Source organism: Leptospira andrefontaineae, assembly GCF_004770105.1.
GTDB lineage: Bacteria > Spirochaetota > Leptospiria > Leptospirales > Leptospiraceae > Leptospira_B > Leptospira_B andrefontaineae.
On record NZ_RQEY01000001.1, the window covers coordinates 252,668 to 275,443 of the forward strand.

A 22,776-nucleotide genomic window follows, 5' to 3' on the forward strand; every position below is an offset into this window, starting at 1 on the left:
TTTCCAACTCTTTCAGCAACTTTTCAAAAAACTTCTTATTAACATTAAGGCTGCAGCGTATATACGTATACGGAACCTCGACCGGGAGCAGATTGATCATTCCCAGCTCCTGCACCATTAATAATTCCTGTGTAACTACTTGGCTCTCCCGGAGCCCCCACATATAGTCGATTCGAATTAAAGAAAATTGATCTACCAAATAAGCCGATTGGAGCTGGATTTATCGGTTTTATATATGCTTCCTCTGCCCATCCAATTCCAGAATTAAATCGATATAATTGAACCGCTCCCGAAGTCGGAGAAGCTATTCCATTTCCGTAATTCTTTCCGTATTTAATTACATTATTATTTGAACTATCACCCTCAAAACCTACTGCCAATAAATTTCCTTGTAATGACAAGGAACTTGCAAAAGTAGTATCGACAATCTGTCTCGGGTGTCTAATAAAAGATTCGTAATTCCAAGTAGTTCCGCTTCTTACATATGTCACTACTGCTCCAGCAGAGTTAGAAAGCGAGTTCGGAATCACTGTTGTGCTATTTAAAATTCCATAATATAAATTATTAATATCATTCACTAAAGCAACAGCCACTCTATTTCCATCAAAATCAATTGGATTAATTCCTGAAATTGTAGTCGCCAGAGAAATAATTGCCTCTTGTGTCCAAACACCGGAGTCATTTCTATAAATATACAAATGATTTGCATTATCCGTAACAGCAAGTCGATTTCCAGCCGCTTTTACAAAGAAGCCAAGTCCAACCAGACTTGTTTTAAAATAGGTATCAAATCTCCACAAAGATCCATCTTTCACAAAAGAATAGACCGCGCCTTTATCAGTAGCGATAGTATCATTAGCGGCGTAAGTACCAGTACTAATCGTAGTCTGATTCCCACGTTCAAAAGGAGCCCCAACGAAAACAGAGCCATTTTCAATGTCAATAGTAGCCCCAAATCTATCCCCTCTACTCAAAGATTGAGTCGCGTTAGGTGCCTTAAGATACGCTTCTTGTTCCCAACCTGTTGATTTTCTGCGATAAAGATATACTGAACCTTCGCCGATTATAGAAAATTCTTTTGTTCTTGGAGGATCGGTAATACAGATTTCCCAGGGAATTCCGTTACCATCCATCCAAATACCACATCTTACTTGTCCCGGAACGGTTGTAGTATACGTTGTACTTTGGGCAGGAGCGTTTGTAGTTCCATTCGTAATTGTAGTTTGACGAGTAGTGTCCCATTCATTTCCTACCGCCAAAAGATCACCTTCTAAAGCAATAACTTGGCCGAATAATTGTCCGGCGATCGCATTAGAAGGTTTAATATATGCATCTTGGATCCAATTTCCGGAAGAAGTTTTACGATAGATGAATACTGCACCGGAGTCCGTAGAAGAAGTATTTGCATTTGAAAATGTTGCATTTGTAATCGTAGTCTGATTGGCGTCATCTCCAGGTGATCCTACTGCTAAGTAATCCCCATCCGCTGCAACTGCAGATCCAAACAAACCGTTATTTTCAAAAATATCCCGCTTAATGTATGCTTCTTGAAAGATATTTGTATGAACATTTACAGTCCAGGTCCTAGAAACTGTTTTGTTTGTTGGATAACAACTGCCTTGATGATCCGTAAAGGAGAAGTTAATCTGGTAAGTGCCTACTAAATCAGGTGTGAAACTCGCAATGGTTGTGTTACTATTTGAAATATTTGCGTTAGTAAGCGTTGAACCGCTTGGAACCGAAATAAAACTCCAACTATATATGTAACTCCCCGTGTTTGCGCCACAAAAAACGCCATCTGGATCAGCAACTGAAGATTCATCTAAGATGACAGGAATATTTTTGGGAACATCCAAGCTAGTAGAATTTGAACCAAAGACAGGACTTAAATTTGTTGGGAAAGTTGTGACAATAGCAGTATTGGAAATACTTTTATTACCTGATGGGTCTATAGCTTCTATACAAAAATAATACACCGTATTCCCAGATAGGAAACCGATATTAAATATAAGGGGAGTTCCTGGAGCTGAAAGATTATTAAGATTACCAAGAATAGGACGGGCGGAACAATTTGATTGTCCAGAATCAGATACAGAAGCGCGAAATACATATTGCGTCGTCACAGGCCCAAAACTTCCACTATTCACAACCGCAGGCCAACTTAGCTGTATCGAAGAATCAGATAAAGTTGTGGCCGTTAAATTAGAGATCGTAGATGGAGATACTACATCTACCCAAGAAAACGGAATAATCAAAGTTACAGGAGTAGTATTGTCCCAAATAGTTCGAGAAACACTTCTGGAATCAATTCTTACACATAATGAAATACTTGTATTAGGCGTAAGGCCTAATACACTGAACCTTACATCTCCGGCAATTTGACCACTCGGTGCATTCGAAAATGATTTAGATATAATTGGTAATGGTGTCGCAAGATCACATTCTCGATCATTAGTAATTGGCGTTACGGACGGTGAATATCTTAGATCAACATTAGGAATTATTCCATATTCCAATACACTAAGAGGCATTCTCCAAGTAAATGCAGCTTCACGATTACTGACCCTGGTAATTAAGAATGTACTAAAATCGGTAGAAGAATGTAAAATTTCAGAGCCATAAACTGTCGGAGTAAAACTTGCTTCTGTAAGTGAATAATTTTGTTTCCATTTATACGATTTCGTTCCAGCCAATTGAGCTGTGAAAATAGATAAATCATCTTGCAGCTGAACAACTGAAAGACTCGAATCACTATCAGGATTAACTTCAATACCATCCGTACTAGTATTCCCGAAAGGAATTACTATTTGCCCACCTTTTTTAACAAGAGGTCCCCCAACAAAAGTTTTCGTAGACCCCAAGATTGGTTTGGCAGGAACTGCTCTTTCTACAATCAGATCGGTTAGATTCCCTGGTATATAGTTATCATTGCCATCACCTATTCCATCTAAATCGGTATCTGGAATTGATATAGCAGGACTAGATGAACTATTCGGATTGTATCCATTATTCACCTCCCATAAATCTACCCAAGCATCACCATCTTGATTTGGGTTAAAAGATGATAACGAAATTGAAGGATCACTCGTTGGATATACAAACGGAAGAGAATTTGGAACAGATGCTGAATTTTTCCAAGAATCTTCTGCGACTACTTGGAATCTAGGAAGTGAATTTAAAGTTACTGGCCCCGCTGTATATAAATCCGGAGGAATAGTATAGGAATAGAAATCAGTTGTTCCTTCCCTATTCATAGGAACAGCGTACATTCTTGTATTTTGTCTTCCTATAAGAATAAAAACTTCAAAATTATCTCCTTCCGGATCTAAAACTTTTGCTCTAATTTGATTTGGAACATTCTGAAGACCTTTCTGGAAGTAATAAGTTACCCCTGAAATTATTGGAGCTAAATTTCCTGGAGGTGGAGTCCCGACTGCCAGGTAAGAAAAATTCTGTGAAGTAAGAACTACTCGATCATTTAGAACCTTACTATTTCCCGCAACCCACCCATTTATAATAGCAGATTCTTTCGAACTATTAGTGGAAATCGCAGAGAATCCGAGCGATTTATTTTTTGATAACCCGAGATTGGCAATCTTAGAAGAGTCCATTACTATGGAGATATTCACTGCCTTTTTAAAATTATAAGACGGCGTTATCTCATACACCTCCGAACTCGGAAAATAAGAATTCGGTAAAGCATCATCATTCAGATTGGTAAATTTATTTATCTGAAATTCTATAGTTTTATCCAATGCGTTTGCCGGAATAAATAACTGAAATTTTTTATCTGAAGAGATAATAGAACCACCGTTTGGACCTATCGTGCCTGATCCTACAAAAAAGGATTTCGGGACATCTTCTCCTGATTTATACAACCCGAGTAATAAGAGATTATCATTATATCTTTTCCCTTCTCCAAACCAACTGCAATTTACAAAACACAGGATCAGAAAAGCTAAATTGGGAATTTTCATAATGTTTCCGAATCTTCTCATAATAAAATTTCCCGAATCCTATAGAGCCTGTATAAAAAATGATCCGGAAGAAGTTTTACTTCCTTCAAAACAAGTTCCTGCATCATCTTTGAAATCGAACCGGAAAGCATAATTTCCAGAAACATCCGCTGTGAAACTCATATTCAAAGTACTCGCGCCTGTGATCCCCGACTGTAACAAAGATGAATTAGATGGTTTAGAAACTAACGTCCAGGTATATTGATAATTACCGGTATTTGCCGAACAAACTGCCGAATCTGGATCAGACGATGTTGCCGCAGAAAGAGAACTAGAATTTCCAACTGTAGCAACGGAACTTCCATTAATCGCGACAATCGGAGCCAAGTTTGCACGAAAAGTTGTAGCGGAAACAATGGAGGCCCACTGGGATCTATTTCCGGAAGGATCGTAGGCTCTAATGCAGAAGTAATATTGGCTATTAGATCCTAGTCCAGGAACAGTAAAGTTCAATGCAGTCCCGTTAGGTGTTGCGCCTATACTATTTTGTACTTCAAAAGCATTAGAGCAACTTATATCGTCTGTAATCGGATTTCCTGAGTAACGAATTTCGTAAGCTGCAGAAGATCCTGTATTCCCATCGTTTCCAACGGCGGTCCAATTTAAACGAATCTGAGATGCCGAAATAATAGTTGTACTAACCCCGGAAATATTTGCTGGTGGCGTTACATCCGGGCTTGGGTATGTTCTTGCAGAAATATTCGAACCAGTCCAAGAGTTCCTATTTCCTGCAGAATCAAATGCTCTTACGCAAAAATAATAGAGAGTGTTTGGAGAAAGGCCGCTAACATAATAATATTCTTGCAAACCGGCTAACTTTGGAGTGATACCTGGGGACACGGCAGCAGCAGAGTCACATAATGCATTACTACTAATATTTGACGCGGAAGTTCGTATTTCATAAACCGCAGCAGCCCCTACGTTTCCATTATTACCAGGAGACGTCCAATTTAATAAAATTTTTGTGTGTCCCACTGCAGTTGCAGCTAATGTAGAAATATTATTCGGAACCAAAGTATCCGCGATTTGAATATTAGCGTAATCGGAAAATCCTGGAAAAAATGAATAAACATTCGCTATTCCAGGATAAGTCGGGTTAAAAGTAGAGCCGGTCATTGTCCCAACATTCAAGCCATTGATTCCAACTCCAGTCTGTGAATAGGTAGCAGTTTCTATAAAAACTGGAAGACCAGAATTTTCTCCGCTGATCGAGAAACTTACAGGATCTCCAATTGAAGTTAAAACTTCCTTTGGATAAATCGCAAATGTATCAATCGAGGGTAGATCTCCCGGGTTAGGAGTTGTATCCGAACCATCCGGAATAAGATCTCCATCGGCATCAGCCAATAATCCAATTCCAGGACTTAAATTGTCCGATGGGTCGTAAGAATTAGCTTGTTCCCATAGATCATTATATCCATCCGCATCCTGATCCAATGTATAGCCAGAAATGATTGTGCTATCTCCAGTATCAGCCGGGAAAGAATAAGTGTTTGTGTTGGGAATTATACTAACGTTTCCAAAACTATCAGTGGCCAAAACCTGAAGCCTTAAGCCAGTAGGAGTATATGCTTCGATAGGGATCTCAGTACTGTAGAAGTCTGTAGCCCCTTCTTTAGTCATCAGATAAGAATTTAAACTTCCAGCAGGCTTACCTACGATTAATCTAACTTCTATTGAATCTAAATCCGGATCAGTAACTTCAACTCTAGCTTGGTAAGGAATGTAGCTAAGGCCAGGTTTAAAATTATATGATAACCCAGTTAAGATAGGTGCTAAATTTCCAGGTGGGGGAGATCCTGCTGCGAAAACGGAAAAAGTTCGAGATGTTATTTCAATAATCCCGTTCTGAATCGAGGATTTTACAGGAGTCCATCCTTTTGATAATCTCGCGCTAGATTCACTTTCCCTAGTTTTAGATGAGATAAATCCTTGGCTTTTATTCAAATTCAAATTCAAAGAATTAGCTAGAGCAGAATCAGTTTGGATACGAACTAATACATTCTTTTCAAATCTAAAGTCAGGCTCGAATTTATAAGCATCCGATACCGGGAGATATTTCCCGGGTAACGCAGAAGTATTTAACGAATATCGTGTAATTTTAAATTCGGTTTCATTCAATACTGCTCCATCTGGAACCAAAACCTTAATTTTTCCATCGGTAGAAGCTATCTCCCCGCCTGACGATCCAATCTTGGCACTACCGACAATTTCCCCTGGAGTGGAAAATGAAAGCGCAAGTGCCAAGGATTTATTCTTCTCCGAATCTTTATCTCCCGACAATAGAGAACATGAAAGAACAAGTGATGTGCAGATAAGAGCCATTAATTTCATAAAGCTGCTAACCCTTACCGTTTCCAGGAGAAACATTAATCTTCCCTCACGTAGATATAAACAGCACCCGAGTCAACAGTACTATTATCACCACTGCTGGTAGTACCATTTGTAATTGTAGTTTGATTGGAGTCTTCAAAAGGAGCACCAATTGCAATCGTGTTATTTGATACAGCCACACTAACACCAAAGCCATCCCCTGCATTGATATTACTAGGTTTGAAATATGCCTCTGGTTCCCATACGCCAGTTATAGGATTCCTTTTGAAAGAAAAGACCGCTCCCGCAGCGGGAAAGCTAGTATCCGTACCGACTTTCTTGTCGTAAAGAATTCGATTTTCAGCTGAAGCATCCCCCTTTGCTCCGACAAATGCTCTGTCCCCATTAATAACTACATGTGTTCCAAATTGCATTCCTGAAATAGGATAAGGCGATTTTAAATAGGTACTAGTCATAGAGCTTTGAGCCCAATAAGCGGTATTTTGATCGCGATCGAATATATATGCAGCTCCAACGTCTGTTCCGAAATTATCCGTCCAAACTCCTTGGATCGGATATAGTGAATCTTCAAACGGAGATCCAACTATAAGTCGATTATTATTAAGCGATACAGAAGTTCCAAAACTATCAGAAGTCCCTACATTCAAAACTTTAATGTATGCTTCATGGTACCATACTAACCCCGAATATCGATAAATATAAACAGCGCCAGAATCAGCCATTCCGGTATTGGTACTATCTGGTGGCGTTCCATTGGTAATTGTAGTAACATTATTCGATTCAGCGGCATCACCAATCGCAATAGTATCGCCGGAAACCTGTAACATTTTGCCGAAAGAGGTTCCTACCCTTGGATTGAAAGGTTTAATATATGCCTCTTGTTTCCATAATAAATCGGAACCTCTACGATATACAAAAATGGATCCACCCGGCGTTGCTAAACTAGTATTAGCTGAAGAAGTTGTTCCGTTTGTTATAGTATTCTGATTACTCAAATCGTCAGGAGCTCGGACCGCCAATAAATTACCATCCAATGAGAGCCTACGTCCAAAATCTCCGGAAGTATTACTCGATTTTATGTATGCTTCCTGAACCCATGTGCTTCCAGTTCTTCTGTAGAGAAAGACTGCCCCTCTATTAGTTCCCGTGTTATTTGTACTAGAAGTTGTACCATTTGTGATAGTCGTTTGATTACTATCGTCGCCCTCCGCACCTACTGCAATTAAATCGCCAGAAATATCAACAGCAGAACCAAAATGATCAGCCGAATTAATATTTCCTGGTTTTAGATAGGCTTCTTGTGCCCAGTTACTACCCGTACGCTTATAAACATAAACAGCGCCAGCATTACTCAAAGAATTATTGTCGGTTGGATTTATCGTACCATTTGTAATCGTTGCAATGGAACTGTCTTCGAGCTGAACCCCGACAACCAATGTATCTCCATCGATATCTATTGAATTGAAAAGCTGGGCTCCTTCATTTAAATAATTATATCCACCGAATTGATCATCTGCACCTGCATTCCATGGTTTTATGTATGCTTGTTGCACATAACGAGGGATCACCTTTACCGAAAAGGTAAATAGCTTTTGTTTTGCCCCGCCGAAACAGGATCCTGCGTCATCTATAAAAGAAAGACCGAAAGTATAATCCCCAGTAACATCTGGAGTAACGTTTGATTTTCTAGTACCGGCAGAAGAAAAAGATCCACTGGTTAAAGCGGAAGTAGGAGGCTTTTTCAATATAGACCATTGGTATTGATAATTGCTGGTATTGGCATTACAGAATGTTCCATCCGAATCAACAGAATCATTATAATCTAATCTGATCTGGTTATTCTTTGCGGCAATAAATGATCCCGCATCATAAATAAGTTTCCAATCTAATGGATTCTCAAAAGGAGAATAGATATTTGCTTTCAACGAAACCGTTGGAGCAATATTTTCAGGATATGTAGCAGCCGTTAAAATAGAACTTCCCCATGTGCTTCTATTATTCGAATCGTCGTAAGCTCGAACGCAGAAATAATAAACGGAACTATTTCCTAAATTTCGAACTATAAATGAAACAGGGGTTCCGTTAGTAAACGGCTGGACATCATTCAACACGTCTATGGCAGAAGTACATTGGCTATCTGAAGTAATAGGACTTCCGGAATATCTAATTTCGTAAGCAGATGCAGCGCCAGTATTTCCATCATCTCCTACCGCGTTCCAATTCAATTGAATCGAATCAGAGCCTACCGGAGAAGCCGATATAGTAAGAATGTTTGCAGGAGGAGTGCTATCGGGAGAAGAATAGGTTCGAGCAGAAATAGAAACTGCTGCGTTCCAATTCGCGCGGTTTCCCGCATAATCGTATGCTCTAATACAGAAATGATATGTTGTATTCGGAGATAATCCGTTAATATTCAAAATTTCTGTTATACCAGCAGGTTTTGGAGTTAAGCCGTGATAAACTGCAGTCGCAGCATCACAAGTGGTATTATTTGTAATTGCAGTAGTTGATCTACGAATCTCATAGGCGGCGGCAGAACCTACTGCCCCATTATCGCCAGGCGCTGTCCAAGTTAGCCTAACTTTAGTTGTTGAAATTGCATACGCTCCTAAATCGGAGATTGCATTCGGGCCAACAGTATCATAAACTGATAAGTTTGAAGCGACGTTCAAGGCGCCTGAAGTAACGGTAACAGTTGCAATACCTGGTCCCGTAGCTCCAAAAACTGAATTTGTTAGAGTTCCTGGAGAAGTCCCACTTGGTCCAAAACCAGATAAGTTATATGTAGCATTCTCAACAAATACCTGAGTTGGGGGAGCTCCGCTAATAAATCCTTGCACTCCAAATCCAACAGATTCACCAATAGAAAGACTAACAGCATCAGGATATAAATAAATACTATTTAAAGTAAGAGAAGAAGGGCCTGTTGGAGTAGAGTCTGCAATGTTAGGAAGTCCATCAGAATCGGAGTCTGTCAATGCTCCAATACCCGGACTCGCGTTGGAACTTGGATTATAAGCATTTGCTACTTCCCAAATATCCAAATATCCGTCATTATCTTGGTCCGCATCGTATCCCGCAACATAAGGAGCACCGGCATCCGTCGGATAGGTAAAGGTATTATTAGGAATACGTGAATTATTTCCGTAACTATCAATTGCTAAGATTTGAAATAAAATTCCATCAGTGCCAGAAAGAGAATACACTTGGAACGGAATATTAGCACTATAATAATCCGTTCCAGGTTCCTGGGTAAGATTATAGGCGTTAATTGTACCACCTGTCTTTCCAATCAAAAGTTTTGCAGCAAAGCTATCCCCTTCCGGATCAATAATTTTTGCCCGGATCTTATTCGGAACATAGCTTAAGTTAGGTGCAAAAAAATAAGTGGCGCCACTAATTATAGGAGCCAAGTTTCCTTGTGGCGGAGTCCCTGCGCCAAAGATAGAGAAGGTGCGAGAAGAGAATTCAATTCTTCCTCCTTTTAATTTAGAAGGAATAGGATTCCAACCAGAAAGTCTAGCTGAACCTTCTGCTTCAGAAGTATCCGATGAAATAAATGCGCTGCTTTTTTTCTTATTTAAATTTAATGACTCAACTTTTGATGAATCTAATAAAATGGAAATTGTAACATCCTTTTTAAATCGATAAGAGGGAGTAATTTCGTATGCGTCCGAGCTAGGAAGATAACTTCCAGGATATGAACTAGATATTACTGAAGATTTTCGAATTTCAAACTTTTCCTCGGAATCCATCGCCCCTTGAGGAATAAACACCTGAATCTTTTTATCTTCCGAAACAATATAAGAGCCCTCTGGCTTTCCGAAGCCAGTCGCCACAACAACACCTGGACTTAATCCAAGCTTTTTTAGTTTATCAACATCATTAGCATCGTTAAATAAATAATCGCAATTAAAATGAATCGCACCCAAGACAATCATCATTATCAAATAATATGATTTGCTAATTTTCATAACTTCTGAACCTCGCGCAAAATTGCACAAATATCGGGCATTTTATAGCGATTCCTGGACAATAATGGAATTTGGCGAGAAAAAAAGGAAGGTAATGTTTTTTTTATTTCATATGACACCCAACGCTTAAGAAAAATATCCCAAAATGGATAACGTTGGGTGACCCAAGTATAAATTAAAATTTGTTTTATTCGGTTTTCTTAAAGAAAAACTTATAAAATACGTAAGTCTTTCTTCCGGTTGGAGGTTCAGGAAAGTTCCAGGATTTAATTTCAGCAACAATACATTCACCGAAACTCTGATCGGCGAAATCCGACTGAACGACCTCTGGGCGGTAAGGATCTCCGTCTGGTTCAACTTGCCAGTCCACTACAACCTTTCCGTCCGTTATAATAGGCTTACTTTCCAAAAACTTATTGTAACAAGCCTGTATTTTACCTGTATTCTTAGAAATAGTGTTGTTTACCTCATTCTTGATATAGGGATCCGATTCTCCTTGGTTCCGAGAGTTCCGATAATATTCAACGGGCAAGTTTGGTTCAGTTCTTTGAATAAAAAGATATGCAATAATTCCTAAATTAAAAATGATCAGTGCAATAATTGCTGCAGATTTCAACTGCTCCTTAGATAAACTTTCTTTCAAATTCATTCAAATATCTCCTTTTACTTGCTACAGACTTTTTGGCGAGTTTCCGTTAGACTCTTACTCAACCCAAGGGAAAGCTGTCTATCTATTTCCTCCATTGTGTACAAAAGAGGATGATCACATTTTTTCATTCGAGAGGCGATTGGAATTGCGATCTGAATTCCTTCCTTCATTAAAATTTCCATTCTTCGATTGTCCATACCTGAATTAACCCAATGCACTCGATTAATCAAAAATTGCCTTACAATATCTGCTTGTTCTGAGACATACAAATCTTTCAAATACGGTATCACTTTTAAAAAATATTCATCAGATTCAGGAAACTTCTTCTCGTAAGCATTCAGAGACTGGGCCGCCATTAAGATACAAACAGGAATATATTCAAAGGCCGTATGATACATTCGAGCCTCGACTACAATTTTACAATATTCGCCTACAATCTGGTTTCGATAATAACTCCAAATTTTACGGTCTTTAAAAGTCAAAATCTCCCTATCCAATTCTGAAATAGCAAAACGATAAGTTTTCTCAGAGATACCATCCGGTTGAGGAGTATTCGAAATTTCATAAACAAGCCCTCTATAAGAATAAGATAATGGAAAAGGAGCTGTTTTATCATCAAAAGCTACGATTTTTTTCGTTGTGAACACCTTTATCCCTTTGTCCAATCTATGAGAAATATAGTTTAAAAGCGGAATTCTTCGTGACTCGTTTGTATTATTGAACCTTCTATCAAAAATTTTTCTCGGCAACATAGCTGCTAATTGAGAGTTAAGTTCTAAATCTGGTCTAAAATTTTCGCCATAATGAGCATATGCGATCTCTGGAGCATCCATATCGCTATGAACTAATAAAGATGATTTTGCAGGCAGCTCACTTAATACTTCCTTAGCATAAGAATAAGCGAATTTATCCGTGGACTGCTGGACTTTCCAAATAGTTTTATAAAAGAAAAATCCTAAAATGAAAATAAGTATAAGAATCGAAAACGAACGCTTATATAAGGAAGAAGAAATATATTTTAGAAAAAAGTCCCAGCCAATTGCAAAATAAATACATAGAGCCAGAAGAGGGGTTATATTATAGAATCGATATAAATCTTTAGTTAAAGCATTCCACTCTGCCCTCCATAGGAATAGCAGAAATACCGAATTCGAAAGTAAGGCTAAGAATAAAGAAACCGATCTAAGTCTTCCTATCAAAACAAAAGAAAGAATGAAGCCCACCAGAGAAATAAATAAGCCAAAATAAACAAGATCTTCCGCGGAGAATGAGATAAATCCGACTATAAATTCTACTGAATCCTTAAAAGTTGCAGTAGAAAATACATTAGAGTCTTCTCGATCCTTCCTAAGCAAAACATAAAAAAAATCGCCTAAACTGCGAATAGGCCCTAAAAATAAAAAATCAGTAAAATAATGAGCTACGAAAAAATACAAATACGGAGTTAACCCTAAGAGAAAACCGAAAATTAGAAAATATTTATATTCGAATACTTTCTTTCTCTCAGACCATAAAATTGGAAGAAATGAAAATGAGCTTAACACTGCTAAGGGCCAATGGCAGGACATACTCAGTCCCGAAAAAAGACCGAATAACAATATATGAGTTTTAATCTTCGATTCTTCAAATTTTATTAAGTAAAACCACGAAAGCAGAAAGAGAAATGAATTTAGAATATAGACTTCTGCCACTACCGATTGATAAACGACAGTAAAAGCGGAACCAAATAACACTGCAGCAAGCAAAGAAGAATCAAGACTATATTTCCATCTGCGTACAAATAAGTATAATAAAGTGGCTGTTCCAGCTCCCAGAAGACAATTCATGAAATGAACCTGAAAAGCAGGAGATCCCCAAAATATAAGTGATGATACAATCTTGCCTAATAATGAGTATAAAGGATATCCCGGCGGATGTGCAATTCCTGCGTTAAGAGCCACCAAGAGAAAAGATCCGGAATCTTCGAAGGTAACATGAGATGGCGCGATGTAAGAATAAGAAATTAAGAAAAAAAGAAATAACAGAATAGAAACGGACCTGTCTGTATTTTTCTCAAAAAGATAGCCAATCGAATCTACGGCAGATTTCATACTAGAATTGCGAAAACTTTGTCTATACAAGTCATTTGGCAATATATAATTATATTTTCGTAATCTCTAAATAAGACAATTATAGTGAGAATTCGGGTCTAATTTAACAGTATGCACAAAAATAAAAAACCCCGATGTCGTTTCCAACACCGGGGCCCACATATCTCCCATCTCTTCGGGGATTATATATATTATTTTTTCTTCTTAGGAGCAGCTTTCTTAACTGCTTTTTTCGGAGCTGCAGGCTTCTTAGCTGCTTTAGCTTTAGGAGCAGCTTCTTTTTTAGGAGCTTTTTCCTTTTTAGCCGGAGCAGGTGCTGCCGCTTTTTCTTTTTTAGAGTCGGAAATAGCCTCTCTCTTATCTTTAATTTCTTTGATAAGGGTCGGACGATCCTTTCTGTTAGTGAGTTCTAAAATTCCTACTTCGGAATTATCGGAAGCTCTGTTGATCTTTTTCAAGATCCTGGTGTATCCACCATTTACAGCCGCATAACGAACCGCGATATCTTCGAAAAGTTTCGTAACGATATTACGATCTTTTACTCTTTTTAGAACTTCACGTTTGTTGTGAAGTGCAACCGCAGGAGCAATATCAGTCGCGAGATTTCTTTTCGCTCTGGTAATAATCTTTTCAGCGTGAGAACGAACCACTTTCAATTTTGCTTGAGTGGATTCGATTCTCTCGTATTTGAAAAGGCTAGTGATCATGTTATTGATCAGAGCATCTCTATGAGCTTTTTCGCGGTTGAGATGTTTTACTTTATTTCTTTTGTTCATATTTAGAAATCTCTCATTCCGAACGAAAGTCCCAAACCAGCAAGTTTAGACTTAAGTTCTGCGAGACCTTGCTCGCTATAATGTTTGGATTTGGACATCTCTTCTTCAGATCTCTTAACAAGGTCTCCAACGAAGTCGATTTCCAAACTGCGAAGAACGTTTAGGGAACGTACAGAAAGTTCGAGTTCTTCCACGTGTTTGGAAAGGGAAGCTTTCAACTTCTCGTCCGCTTCGTCTAACTCGTCTTCTTCTTCCTCTAATTCTTCTTCGAAGTTGATGAATACTGTAAGGTGTTCTTTTAGGATTTTAGCCGCTTGAGCAACTGCATCCTCAGGTGAAATGGATCCGTCTGTCCAAACTTCCAGAGTCAGTTTTTCGTAATCGGATCTCTGAGCCACACGGGTCTCGGAAATTTCGAAAATTACTTTTTGAACTGGAGAGAAGATAGAGTCGATTGGGATAGTTCCAAGAACTTCTATATCCTTCTTCTTATCTTCTGCTGGAACGTATCCTCTTCCTCTTTGGATTTCCAGATCCAATACAAGGTTCGCGTCTTCATTCAAAGTTGCGATATGTAGATCCGGGTTCATGATCTCGATGGAAGAATCTACAGCCAGATCTCCGGCTCTGAAATATCCTGCACCTTTCAATTCCAAATGGATAACTTTGCTTTGGTCCTTGTCCTCAGGCTCATATTTAATACGAACTTGTTTGAGGTTTAGGATGATACGAGTAACGTCTTCAGCGACTCCTTCGATATAAGAGAACTCATGGTTCACACCTTCGATACGAAGAGCGGAAATTGCCGCTCCTTCAATAGAAGACATGAGAGTTCTACGAAGAGAGTTTCCGATCGTGGTCGCAAAACCGCGCTCGAAAGGCTCCGCTACGAATTTTCCGTAGTTCGGAGTATTCGCTTCCGTAGTAAATTCGATCTTTTTGGGACGTTTAAATCCTTTGAGTAAACTTTTTAGAGACACTTAGAAACCCTTCCCAATAAAATTACTTGGAGTACAACTCCACGATCACCTGCTCTTTTACTGGAATGTCGACATGATGACGTTCCGGCAAAGACAGAATTTCTCCTGAGAACTGAATGAAATCAGAAGACACCCAAGAAGGAATATTATTCAGAGACTGAGCCAGTTGGATATTCTGGGTAATAAAACCAGAAGTTCTGAATTTAGGTTTGATCTCGATCTTATCGCCTACTTTCAAACGGAAAGATGGAATATCAACTTTCTCGCCATTTACCAGAATATGGTTATGAGCGATGAAGTTTCTCGCCTGACGTCTAGTCACAGCGAAACCTAAACGATATACAACGTTATCTAATCTTCTTTCTAAAAGTTGGAGAAGAATTTCACCGGTTACACCGTGAGCGTGAGAAGCTTCTTCGTAAAGGCTACGGAATTGTTTTTCTAAAAGTCCGTAAGCTCTTTTCAACTTCTGCTTTTCACGAAGCTGAGAACCATATTCGGAAATTTTCGGTTTCCGTTTAGGTTGCATACCAGGAGGTCCCTTTTTATGGAACTTATCTCTATTGAAAGTAAAACTGGATTTGAGGTAAAGGTTAACACCTTCTCTCCTCATTAGTTTAACGACAGGTCCTCTATATCTTGCCATATTATTCCTACCTTAAACCCTTCTTCTTTTACGCGGACGACAGCCGTTATGAGGTAAAGGTGTAACGTCCTTGATCATTTTAATGGAAAGTCCTCTAGCAACTAAGGAACGGATCGCGGATTCGCGTCCGATACCTGGGCCAGAAACCAGAACATCCACTTCGGCTAAACCGGTAGAGTCGATTGCTTTCTCGGCAGCATTTCCCGCTGCGATTTGAGCCGCATACGGAGTAGATTTTTTGGATCCACGGAAACCCATAGCACCAGCGGTTGACCAAGACAGAGTATTTCCTGCCAAGTCAGTGATGGTGATAATGGTATTGTTAAAAGAAGCGGTGATATAGACCTTTCCGCGAGGAACGACCTTTTTCTCCTTCTTCTTAACCTTTTTCTCTTTTTTGCCTTTTTTATCTTCAGCCATGATTACTTAGTCACCTTCTTCTTATTGGCAACGGTCTTCTTAACACCCTTACGAGTACGGGCATTTGTTCTGGTTCTTTGACCGCGAACTGGAAGACCTCTTCTATGACGCAGGCCTCTGTAACATCCGATATCCATCAATCTTTTGATATTGAGTTGGTTTTCGGAGCGAAGATCTCCTTCTACCTTGATACTTTCTTCGATCGCTTTTCTGAGAGCAGCTTCTTGAGTGTCAGAAAGATCCTTCACTCTGATTGCCTCATCAACGCCCGCTTTAGCGAGAAGTTTGCGAGAAGTGGATCGGCCGATTCCGTAAATATACGTTAGACCAACAACGATTCTTTTTTCTCTTGGAAGATCGATACCTGCGATACGAGCCATGATTATGCTTGCCTTTGCTTGTGTTTAGGGTTGGTGCAGATCACTCTGATCACACCTTTTCTTCTGATAACTTTGCAGCTAGTGCAGATTTTTTTTACGGAAGTTCTTACTTTCATAACGTGTTCCTATTTTTTGCGGTAGGTAATTCTACCCTTGGTCAAATCGTAAGGAGAGAGTTCCACGGTGACTTTGTCGCCAGGGAGGATCCTGATATAATGCATTCTCATTTTACCGGAAATATGGGCTAAAACCTTATGACCATTTTCCAGCTCAACGCGGAACATTGCGTTTGGGAGAGGTTCCAAAACGGTACCGTCCACGGTGATTGCATCTTCTTTCGCCAAGTTAAGCTAACTCCTTCTCGATCAGTTTTGTGACTGTATCCAAGTTCCCTACTCCGTTTACACGGGAGAGATTTCCTTTTGCAGCATAGTAGTCCAATAATGGAAGAGTCTTCTTGTTATAAGTTTCCAAGCGGCTCTTGATCGTTGTTTCGTTGTCGTCGGAACGACCTTCGATTTCTGCACGTTTCAATAAACGTTCCAGAAGTTCTTGATCCGGAACTTCTAGATTGATCGCTCTTTTGATTTTCAAACCTTCTGTGCTTAGGATTTTATCCAATGCATCTGCTTGCTCTACGGTTCTTGGAAATCCATCCAATAAGAATCCGTTTTTGCAATCAGGCTCTACAAGACGATCTTTGATAATGCCAATAACAACTGAATCCGGAACTAAATCTCCGGCATCCATATATCTCTTTGCTTCTAATCCCATTTGGGTCCCGTTCTTAACGGCAGCTCTCAGAATATCTCCAGTAGAGATCTGAGGAATTCCCAAAGTATCGCAAAGTATCTTTGCCTGGGTGCCTTTACCAGCACCCGGAGGGCCCATGAAAATGATGGAATTCATTTTCTTAAGACCTTCCTTTGATCTTAGTTTTTTTCAAGAAACCATCATAGTTTCTCATAAGCAATTGGGACTCTAATTGTTTCAAAGTTTCCAAAGCCACCCCTACCATGATGAGTAGAGAAGTTCCACCGAAAGTGTAAACCAAGGATCCACCACCGGAGTTCGTTCCTAAATTTAGGAAACGAATAATGATATAAGGAGCTAACGCAAGTCCTGCTAAGAAAACCGCACCAGGAAGAGTGATCCTGTTTAGGACCTTCTCAATATATTCCTTAGTATGAGAACCTGGACGAATTCCAGGAATGAATCCATTATACTTACGAAGATTCTCCGCAAGTTCTCCCGGATTGAATTGGATCGCAGTATAAAAATACGCGAAGAACACGATCAATGCGATATATACGAAGAAGTAAAATGCAGCGTGATACCAAGTCTGAGAGAATGGATTCAAATAATCCAATAGAAGAACCCAGCCCGCCCAGTTAGGAAGCTCGGATATCTGTTGGATAATCGTTTGAGGAAAAAGTAATAAAGAAGAAGCGAATATGATCGGCATTACGCTCGCGCCATTCACTTTAAAAGGAATGCTTTGAGACTTAGCTTGGACCATCTTTCTTCCCACCATTTGTTTTCCGTACTGTAAAGGAACCTTACGGACACCTTGAGTAAGAAGAACAGTTAACGCGATGAGTAGAATGAATAAAAGAAGAAGGATGATGATATTCAGTCCGTCTACAAAGTTCTCACGGAACAATTGAGCTACGGAAACAGGAAGACGTCCTACGATACCTGCAAAGATCAAAAGAGAAATTCCGTTACCGATCCCTCTCTCAGTGATTTGCTCGCCGAGCCAGATCAAAAGTACTGTTCCAGTAGTAATAGACAATAACGCAATAAAGAAGAACCAAGATTCAACGGAAGAGTGGATCAAACCTGGGTGAAGAGCAGGTGCATTGTCCGCTCCATAAGACCAACGTTGAGCCAAACGGATCACTGCTAAAGACTGAACTCCACAAAGTAGGATAGTTCCGTATTTAGTATATTGGCTGATCTTCTTGCGACCTTCATCTCCTTCTTTTTGGAGTTTTTGTAAAGAAGGAACAAGAACCATCACTAACTGCATAATGATGGAAGAAGAAATATAAGGCATGATACCTAACGCGAAAATGGAGAAGTTCAGAAGAGCTCCTCCCGCGAACATATCGAACATTCCTACAAGGCCCTCGGCTGCATTTGCATCCAAAGCGATTGCGGAAACTACTTTAGGATCGATACCAGGAATAGTAATATGAGTCCCAAGACGGAAGAGTAAGAGCATGCCAAGAGTAAAGAACACCTTGTTTCTCAACTCTGGGATTTTGAAGATATTTGCGATCGAAGTCAGCATATTGCTTTGTTCTCTTTCCTTATTTCCTGGTCATTCCCCTTTCGGGCAAAAGGGACTCAAAGGTTTACCCCGAGTCCCTTCTTAAACATTAAAGATTCGTTTCAGACAAACAGTCGAAAAACGGCTCGGATTAAGCTTCTTTAGAAGCCAATTCTGAACGAAGTTTTACGGAACCGCCTGCTTTCTCTATCTTTGCCTTGGCAGAAGCGGAAAAACCATCCGCTACTATATGAACCGCTTTTGTGATCTCACCGGTTCCCAAAATCTTGAAAAGAGTGCCCTCATTATCAAGAATCTTCGATTCAACCATAATTTTGGCATCTATGTTGCCGGTCAACCCGCTTTTCTCTATGTCTCTCAAGTTGACTGGGAAGAAATCCTTATGAAATATGGAAGTGAATCCACGCTTAGGAAGTCTTCTGTGGATAGGCATCTGCCCACCTTCGAATCCTCTACGAACAGTATTACGAGCGTATTGTCCCTTAGAACCACGTCCTCCCGTTTTACCGGTTTTGGAACCGATACCACGACCTAAACGTTTTTTGTTCTTAGTAGAACCAGCTGGAACAGGAATGATATTTCCTGCCGGCTTATCTCCCTTTTCAGTACGTTCTTTTCCGAACGCTAGGGCAGCCTTAATTCTTTCTTTACTCATTTCCCTTACCTAATTACGCCTTTTCGACTCGGACCAGGTGTTGAACGTCATAGATCATTCCTTTCACCTGCGGAGTTAGAGTATGTTTTCTTTGTTGTCCGGTTCTACGGAGTCCCAAAGCAGCCAGAGTTAGCTTCTGGCCTTTTTTAATCCCGATATTACTTTTGATCTGAGTAACGATTACGGTTTCCATGTTTATTATCCTACGTCGTTTCCGAAAAGACGAGCCAGAGTGATCCCTCTTTTACGAGCTGCTAATACAGGAGTCTCCAATTGTTGAAGAGCGTCCAGGGTCGCCTTTACGATATTTACTGGATTCGAAGAACCCCAAGATTTGCTAAGAATATCTTGGATCCCAACTTTCTCCACTACAGAACGAACGGATCCACCAGCGATGATTCCAGTTCCCGCAGTAGACGGTTTCAGGATCACTCTTGCCGATTTGAATTTTCCGATCACTTCGTGAGGAATGGTATGTCCTCTGAATTGGATTTTCACCAAATTCTTCTTAGCGGACTCGATGGATTTACGGATCGCATCAGGAACTTCGTTCGCTTTACCGAATCCAATCCCTACTTTACCTTTTGCATCTCCAACTACTGTTAGAGCGTTAAAGGAGAAACGACGTCCACCTTTTACAACTTTAGCAACGCGATCGATCTTTACGACCTTCTCGTTAAACTCTTTCTGTTCTTGATCTTGTTCGTACGCCATTATTAGAACTCCAGTCCAGCTTCTCTAGCTGCGTCCGCGAAAGCCGCGATTCTTCCATGGTAGATCATTCCGGAACGATCCAGCATAACTACCTTCACACCTTTAGAAGCGGCCTTTTCCCCGATCGCTTTTCCCAAAGCCTTAGCAGCTTCTACATCTTTGCGACTTTTACCTGCAAAGGTTGCTTCTAAAGTAGAAGCAGCTACCAAAGTTGTTCCTTGGATATCATCCACGATCTGGCAGGAAAGATAACGATTGGATTTGTTGAAAACCAATCTAGGGCGAGAGCTGGATTGTCTCAGTTTGAATCTGGAACGCTCTGCTCTTCTGCGTTTGGCTGCGATTTTTTTCAGTTTATTAATCATGGCCTTACTTCTTACCGGTTTTTCCGGCCTTTCTCTTGATAAATTCGTCGTTGTACTTGATCCCTTTACCTTTATAAGGCTCAGGAGGTCTCTTAGAACGGATATCCGCTGCAACTTGTCCGACTAGTTGTTTGTCGATCCCGGAAATTTTGATCTTCACTTGTTCAATGACTTCGATCTTAATTCCTTTAGGAGCTTTATAAACAACCTCGTGGGAATATCCAAGGTTCATCACTAGATCTTCACCGCGCTTAGCTGCACGATAACCAACCCCTGTGATCTCCAGGTTTTTTTCCCAACCAGCGGTCACACCCTTTACGCTATTCATAAGAAGAGCGCGGGTCAATCCGTGAAGAGCTACAACGTTTTGCTCTTCGCTGGATCTTTCTAATTTTACAGTTCCGCCCTCGTTTTTCAGAGAGATCCCCGCAAAAATAGGAGTTTGTAACTCGCCTAGAGGACCTTTCACTTTAATTACGGTGCTGTCCTGTTTTACTTCCACTTTTTCCGGAAGTTTGATTTCTGCTTTTCCAATCCTGGACATAGGTCTTTATAAGTTTCCGTTACTCTTAAGAGAGTTTACAGATAACCTCTCCTCCTACGCGTAATTTCCGAGCTTTTTTGCCGGTCATAACTCCCTTGGAAGTGGAGAGAATCATAGTTCCCATATTGTTTTTATACGGGCGGATCTCTTCGCTTTTCATGTAAACTCTACGACCTGGTTTAGATACACGAACTAACTCGCGGATCACTGGTCTTTTGGTTACATCGTATTTCAAAGCAACTTTGAAATCTTCGAAACTTCCGTTAGTCACCGGCTCATAGCCGTTGATAAATCCTTCTTCTTTCAATAATTCCAGAATAGAACGTTTGATCTTACTTCCTGGAATCACACAACTTTCATGTTTCGCACGACCAGCATTACGAATGCGGGTCAGCATATCACCGATTGGATCAGATAAACTCATTATAATGTCCTCCTTACCAAGATGCCTTAACTACGCCCGGAATTTGAGCTTGGCTAGCAAGCTTCCGGAAGCAAATTCTGCACATGTCGAATCTTCTTAGGTAACCGCGAGGGCGTCCGCAAAGTGGGCAACGGTTGTGAACCCTTACTTTGAATTTCTTTTTTTTCTTATGTCTTTCGATTAAAGAGGTCTTAGCCATGATTGCGGGCTCCTTATCTCAGGTTCCGGAACGGCATACCGAAAGCAGCGAGAAGGCTATAAGCTTCTGCGTCTACCTTGGTGTTCGTTACGAAGGTCAGGTTCATTCCGTAGAGAGTGTTGATCTTATCCACTTTGATCTCTGGGAAAATGATTTGTTCTTTGATGCTGAAGTTGTAGTTTCCGCGTCCGTCGAAACCTTTCTCGGAAACTCCTTTAAAGTCACGCACCCTTGGAAGAGCCACGTTCACCAAACGATCTAGAAACTCATACATATAGTTTCCACGTAGGGTAACTGTGGTACCGAGGCTCATACCTTCGCGGAGTTTGAATCCCGCGATGGATTTTTTAGCCTTGGTCTTAACCGGGCGTTGTCCGGTGATCAATGCGAGTTCTTCTACTGCCGCTTCCAATGCTTTAGGGTTAGTATGAGCCTCACCCATTCCCACGTTCAGAACGATTTTTTCCAAACGAGGAACTTGCATTATGGACTTGAAGTTAAATTGTTTCTGAAGAGCGGGAACGATTTCCTTCCCGTATTTATCTCTTAATCTAGCTGCTGCCATGACTTAGATCTCTTTCCCTTCCGGCTTAGAAACGCGGACTTTTTTACCTTTATTCTCTTGGTAGCCCACACGAACTCCCTTCTTCTTTTTGGAATCGTAGAACATTACGTTGGAAATGTGCATTGGAGCTTCCACTTCTACGATACCACCTTGAGGGTTTTCTTGGGTAGGTCTTAAGAAACGTTTACGTTTGTTCAGTCCTTCTACTACTACACGATCCCTTTTCTTATCGATTACTAGGATCTTGCCTTTTTTTCCCTTCTCTTTTCCTGCGATAACGATTACTTCGTCATCTTTGTGAAGGCGAACGGATTTGAATTTTGTATATTCGGATCCCCGATACGTCAGCTTAGACATTATAAAACCTCCGGCGCTAGGGAGATGATCTTAGCGTATTTTTTATCGCGAAGTTCGCGAGCTACTGGCCCGAAAATACGGGTCCCTTTCGGGTTTCCTTTGTCGTCGATAATTGCGACTGCGTTATCATCGAAACGAATATAAGAACCATCTGGACGACGGATTTCTTTTTTAGTTCTAACAACAACTGCGCGTTGAACGGCCTTGTTATGGACCTTTTTCCCCGTGGAATCTTTTAACCCATAAGCAGGTTGTGCGTCTTTAACGGCGACGATGATCTCGTCTCCTACGGAGGCGTAACGTTTTTTAGAGCCTCCTAAGACTTTAATACACATAACTCTTTTTATTCCGGAGTTATCGGCGACTTGGAGGATGGTTTCCTGTTGGATCAT

The 22,776-nt window shown here is 40.3% G+C and carries 24 protein-coding genes; all 24 read right to left on the bottom strand.

Features of this window, described 5'->3' with window-relative positions; translation table 11 throughout:
- Window positions 1-44: 44 nt before the first annotated feature.
- Window positions 45-3,977 (bottom strand): phage tail protein, encoded by a 3,933-nt coding sequence (locus tag EHO65_RS01190; protein WP_135772423.1) that lies wholly within the window; start codon window positions 3,975-3,977, stop codon window positions 45-47.
- 39 nt (window positions 3,978-4,016) lie between these two features.
- Window positions 4,017-6,386 carry a fibronectin type III domain-containing protein gene (locus tag EHO65_RS01195; protein WP_135772424.1) on the bottom strand — a complete coding sequence of 790 codons (2,370 nt, stop codon included), beginning with the start codon at window positions 6,384-6,386 and terminating at the stop codon, window positions 4,017-4,019.
- A complete protein-coding gene (locus EHO65_RS01200; RefSeq protein WP_135772425.1) occupies window positions 6,386-10,324 on the bottom strand; it encodes a fibronectin type III domain-containing protein in 3,939 nt (1,312 codons plus the stop codon). Before EHO65_RS01200 ends, EHO65_RS01195 begins: the two co-directional genes overlap by 1 nt.
- A gap of 187 nt (window positions 10,325-10,511) precedes the next feature.
- The gene (locus tag EHO65_RS01205) at window positions 10,512-10,973 is read right to left on the bottom strand and encodes an AgmX/PglI C-terminal domain-containing protein (protein WP_135772426.1); all 462 of its coding nucleotides are present in this window, start codon (window positions 10,971-10,973) and stop codon (window positions 10,512-10,514) included.
- 14 nt (window positions 10,974-10,987) lie between these two features.
- A complete protein-coding gene (locus EHO65_RS01210) occupies window positions 10,988-13,063 on the bottom strand; it encodes a protein O-mannosyl-transferase family (RefSeq protein ID WP_135772427.1) in 2,076 nt (691 codons plus the stop codon).
- Window positions 13,064-13,254: 191 nt separating this feature from the next.
- The gene (rplQ, locus tag EHO65_RS01215; RefSeq protein ID WP_135772428.1) at window positions 13,255-13,839 is read right to left on the bottom strand and encodes a 50S ribosomal protein L17; all 585 of its coding nucleotides are present in this window, start codon (window positions 13,837-13,839) and stop codon (window positions 13,255-13,257) included.
- A gap of 2 nt (window positions 13,840-13,841) precedes the next feature.
- Window positions 13,842-14,819 (bottom strand): DNA-directed RNA polymerase subunit alpha, encoded by a 978-nt coding sequence (locus tag EHO65_RS01220; protein WP_008593478.1) that lies wholly within the window; start codon window positions 14,817-14,819, stop codon window positions 13,842-13,844.
- A gap of 22 nt (window positions 14,820-14,841) precedes the next feature.
- A complete protein-coding gene (gene rpsD, locus EHO65_RS01225) occupies window positions 14,842-15,465 on the bottom strand; it encodes a 30S ribosomal protein S4 (RefSeq protein WP_100724365.1) in 624 nt (207 codons plus the stop codon).
- 12 nt (window positions 15,466-15,477) lie between these two features.
- Window positions 15,478-15,885 (bottom strand): 30S ribosomal protein S11, encoded by a 408-nt coding sequence (gene rpsK, locus EHO65_RS01230; RefSeq protein ID WP_008595617.1) that lies wholly within the window; start codon window positions 15,883-15,885, stop codon window positions 15,478-15,480.
- Window positions 15,886-15,887: 2 nt separating this feature from the next.
- The gene (gene rpsM, locus EHO65_RS01235) at window positions 15,888-16,265 is read right to left on the bottom strand and encodes a 30S ribosomal protein S13 (protein ID WP_135772429.1); all 378 of its coding nucleotides are present in this window, start codon (window positions 16,263-16,265) and stop codon (window positions 15,888-15,890) included.
- A 2-nt stretch (window positions 16,266-16,267) separates the two neighbouring features.
- Entirely contained in the window at window positions 16,268-16,381 is a 114-nt protein-coding gene (gene rpmJ, locus EHO65_RS01240; protein ID WP_008594142.1) for a 50S ribosomal protein L36, read from the bottom strand.
- 9 nt (window positions 16,382-16,390) lie between these two features.
- Window positions 16,391-16,609, bottom strand: coding sequence for a translation initiation factor IF-1 (gene infA / locus EHO65_RS01245; protein ID WP_008595303.1), 219 nt, complete (start codon window positions 16,607-16,609; stop codon window positions 16,391-16,393).
- Between the two features lies 1 nt (window position 16,610).
- A complete protein-coding gene (locus tag EHO65_RS01250; RefSeq protein WP_086448212.1) occupies window positions 16,611-17,174 on the bottom strand; it encodes an adenylate kinase in 564 nt (187 codons plus the stop codon).
- A 4-nt stretch (window positions 17,175-17,178) separates the two neighbouring features.
- The gene (secY, locus tag EHO65_RS01255) at window positions 17,179-18,561 is read right to left on the bottom strand and encodes a preprotein translocase subunit SecY (RefSeq protein ID WP_108928720.1); all 1,383 of its coding nucleotides are present in this window, start codon (window positions 18,559-18,561) and stop codon (window positions 17,179-17,181) included.
- 130 nt (window positions 18,562-18,691) lie between these two features.
- Complete coding sequence (gene rplO / locus EHO65_RS01260; protein ID WP_135772430.1) at window positions 18,692-19,216, bottom strand: 50S ribosomal protein L15; 525 nt, start codon at window positions 19,214-19,216, stop codon at window positions 18,692-18,694.
- Window positions 19,217-19,229: 13 nt separating this feature from the next.
- Entirely contained in the window at window positions 19,230-19,409 is a 180-nt protein-coding gene (gene rpmD / locus EHO65_RS01265; RefSeq protein WP_135772431.1) for a 50S ribosomal protein L30, read from the bottom strand.
- Between the two features lie 5 nt (window positions 19,410-19,414).
- Window positions 19,415-19,930: a 30S ribosomal protein S5 gene (rpsE, locus tag EHO65_RS01270; RefSeq protein WP_020770439.1), complete on the bottom strand. Its 516-nt coding sequence runs from the start codon at window positions 19,928-19,930 to the stop codon at window positions 19,415-19,417.
- Window positions 19,931-19,932: 2 nt separating this feature from the next.
- Window positions 19,933-20,295, bottom strand: a complete 363-nt coding sequence (rplR, locus tag EHO65_RS01275; protein ID WP_135772432.1) for a 50S ribosomal protein L18 — start codon at window positions 20,293-20,295, stop codon at window positions 19,933-19,935.
- A gap of 4 nt (window positions 20,296-20,299) precedes the next feature.
- On the bottom strand, window positions 20,300-20,839 hold the full coding sequence (gene rplF / locus EHO65_RS01280; RefSeq protein WP_100705551.1) for a 50S ribosomal protein L6: 540 nt from the start codon (window positions 20,837-20,839) through the stop codon (window positions 20,300-20,302).
- A 25-nt stretch (window positions 20,840-20,864) separates the two neighbouring features.
- Window positions 20,865-21,263, bottom strand: coding sequence for a 30S ribosomal protein S8 (gene rpsH / locus EHO65_RS01285; protein ID WP_008594088.1), 399 nt, complete (start codon window positions 21,261-21,263; stop codon window positions 20,865-20,867).
- 13 nt (window positions 21,264-21,276) lie between these two features.
- Window positions 21,277-21,462, bottom strand: coding sequence for a type Z 30S ribosomal protein S14 (locus tag EHO65_RS01290; protein ID WP_010513640.1), 186 nt, complete (start codon window positions 21,460-21,462; stop codon window positions 21,277-21,279).
- 13 nt (window positions 21,463-21,475) lie between these two features.
- Window positions 21,476-22,027, bottom strand: coding sequence for a 50S ribosomal protein L5 (gene rplE, locus EHO65_RS01295; protein ID WP_086448207.1), 552 nt, complete (start codon window positions 22,025-22,027; stop codon window positions 21,476-21,478).
- 3 nt (window positions 22,028-22,030) lie between these two features.
- Window positions 22,031-22,384 carry a 50S ribosomal protein L24 gene (rplX, locus tag EHO65_RS01300; protein ID WP_135772433.1) on the bottom strand — a complete coding sequence of 118 codons (354 nt, stop codon included), beginning with the start codon at window positions 22,382-22,384 and terminating at the stop codon, window positions 22,031-22,033.
- Complete coding sequence (gene rplN, locus EHO65_RS01305; protein ID WP_008596038.1) at window positions 22,384-22,776, bottom strand: 50S ribosomal protein L14; 393 nt, start codon at window positions 22,774-22,776, stop codon at window positions 22,384-22,386. The genes rplX and rplN overlap by 1 nt, the downstream gene beginning before the upstream one ends.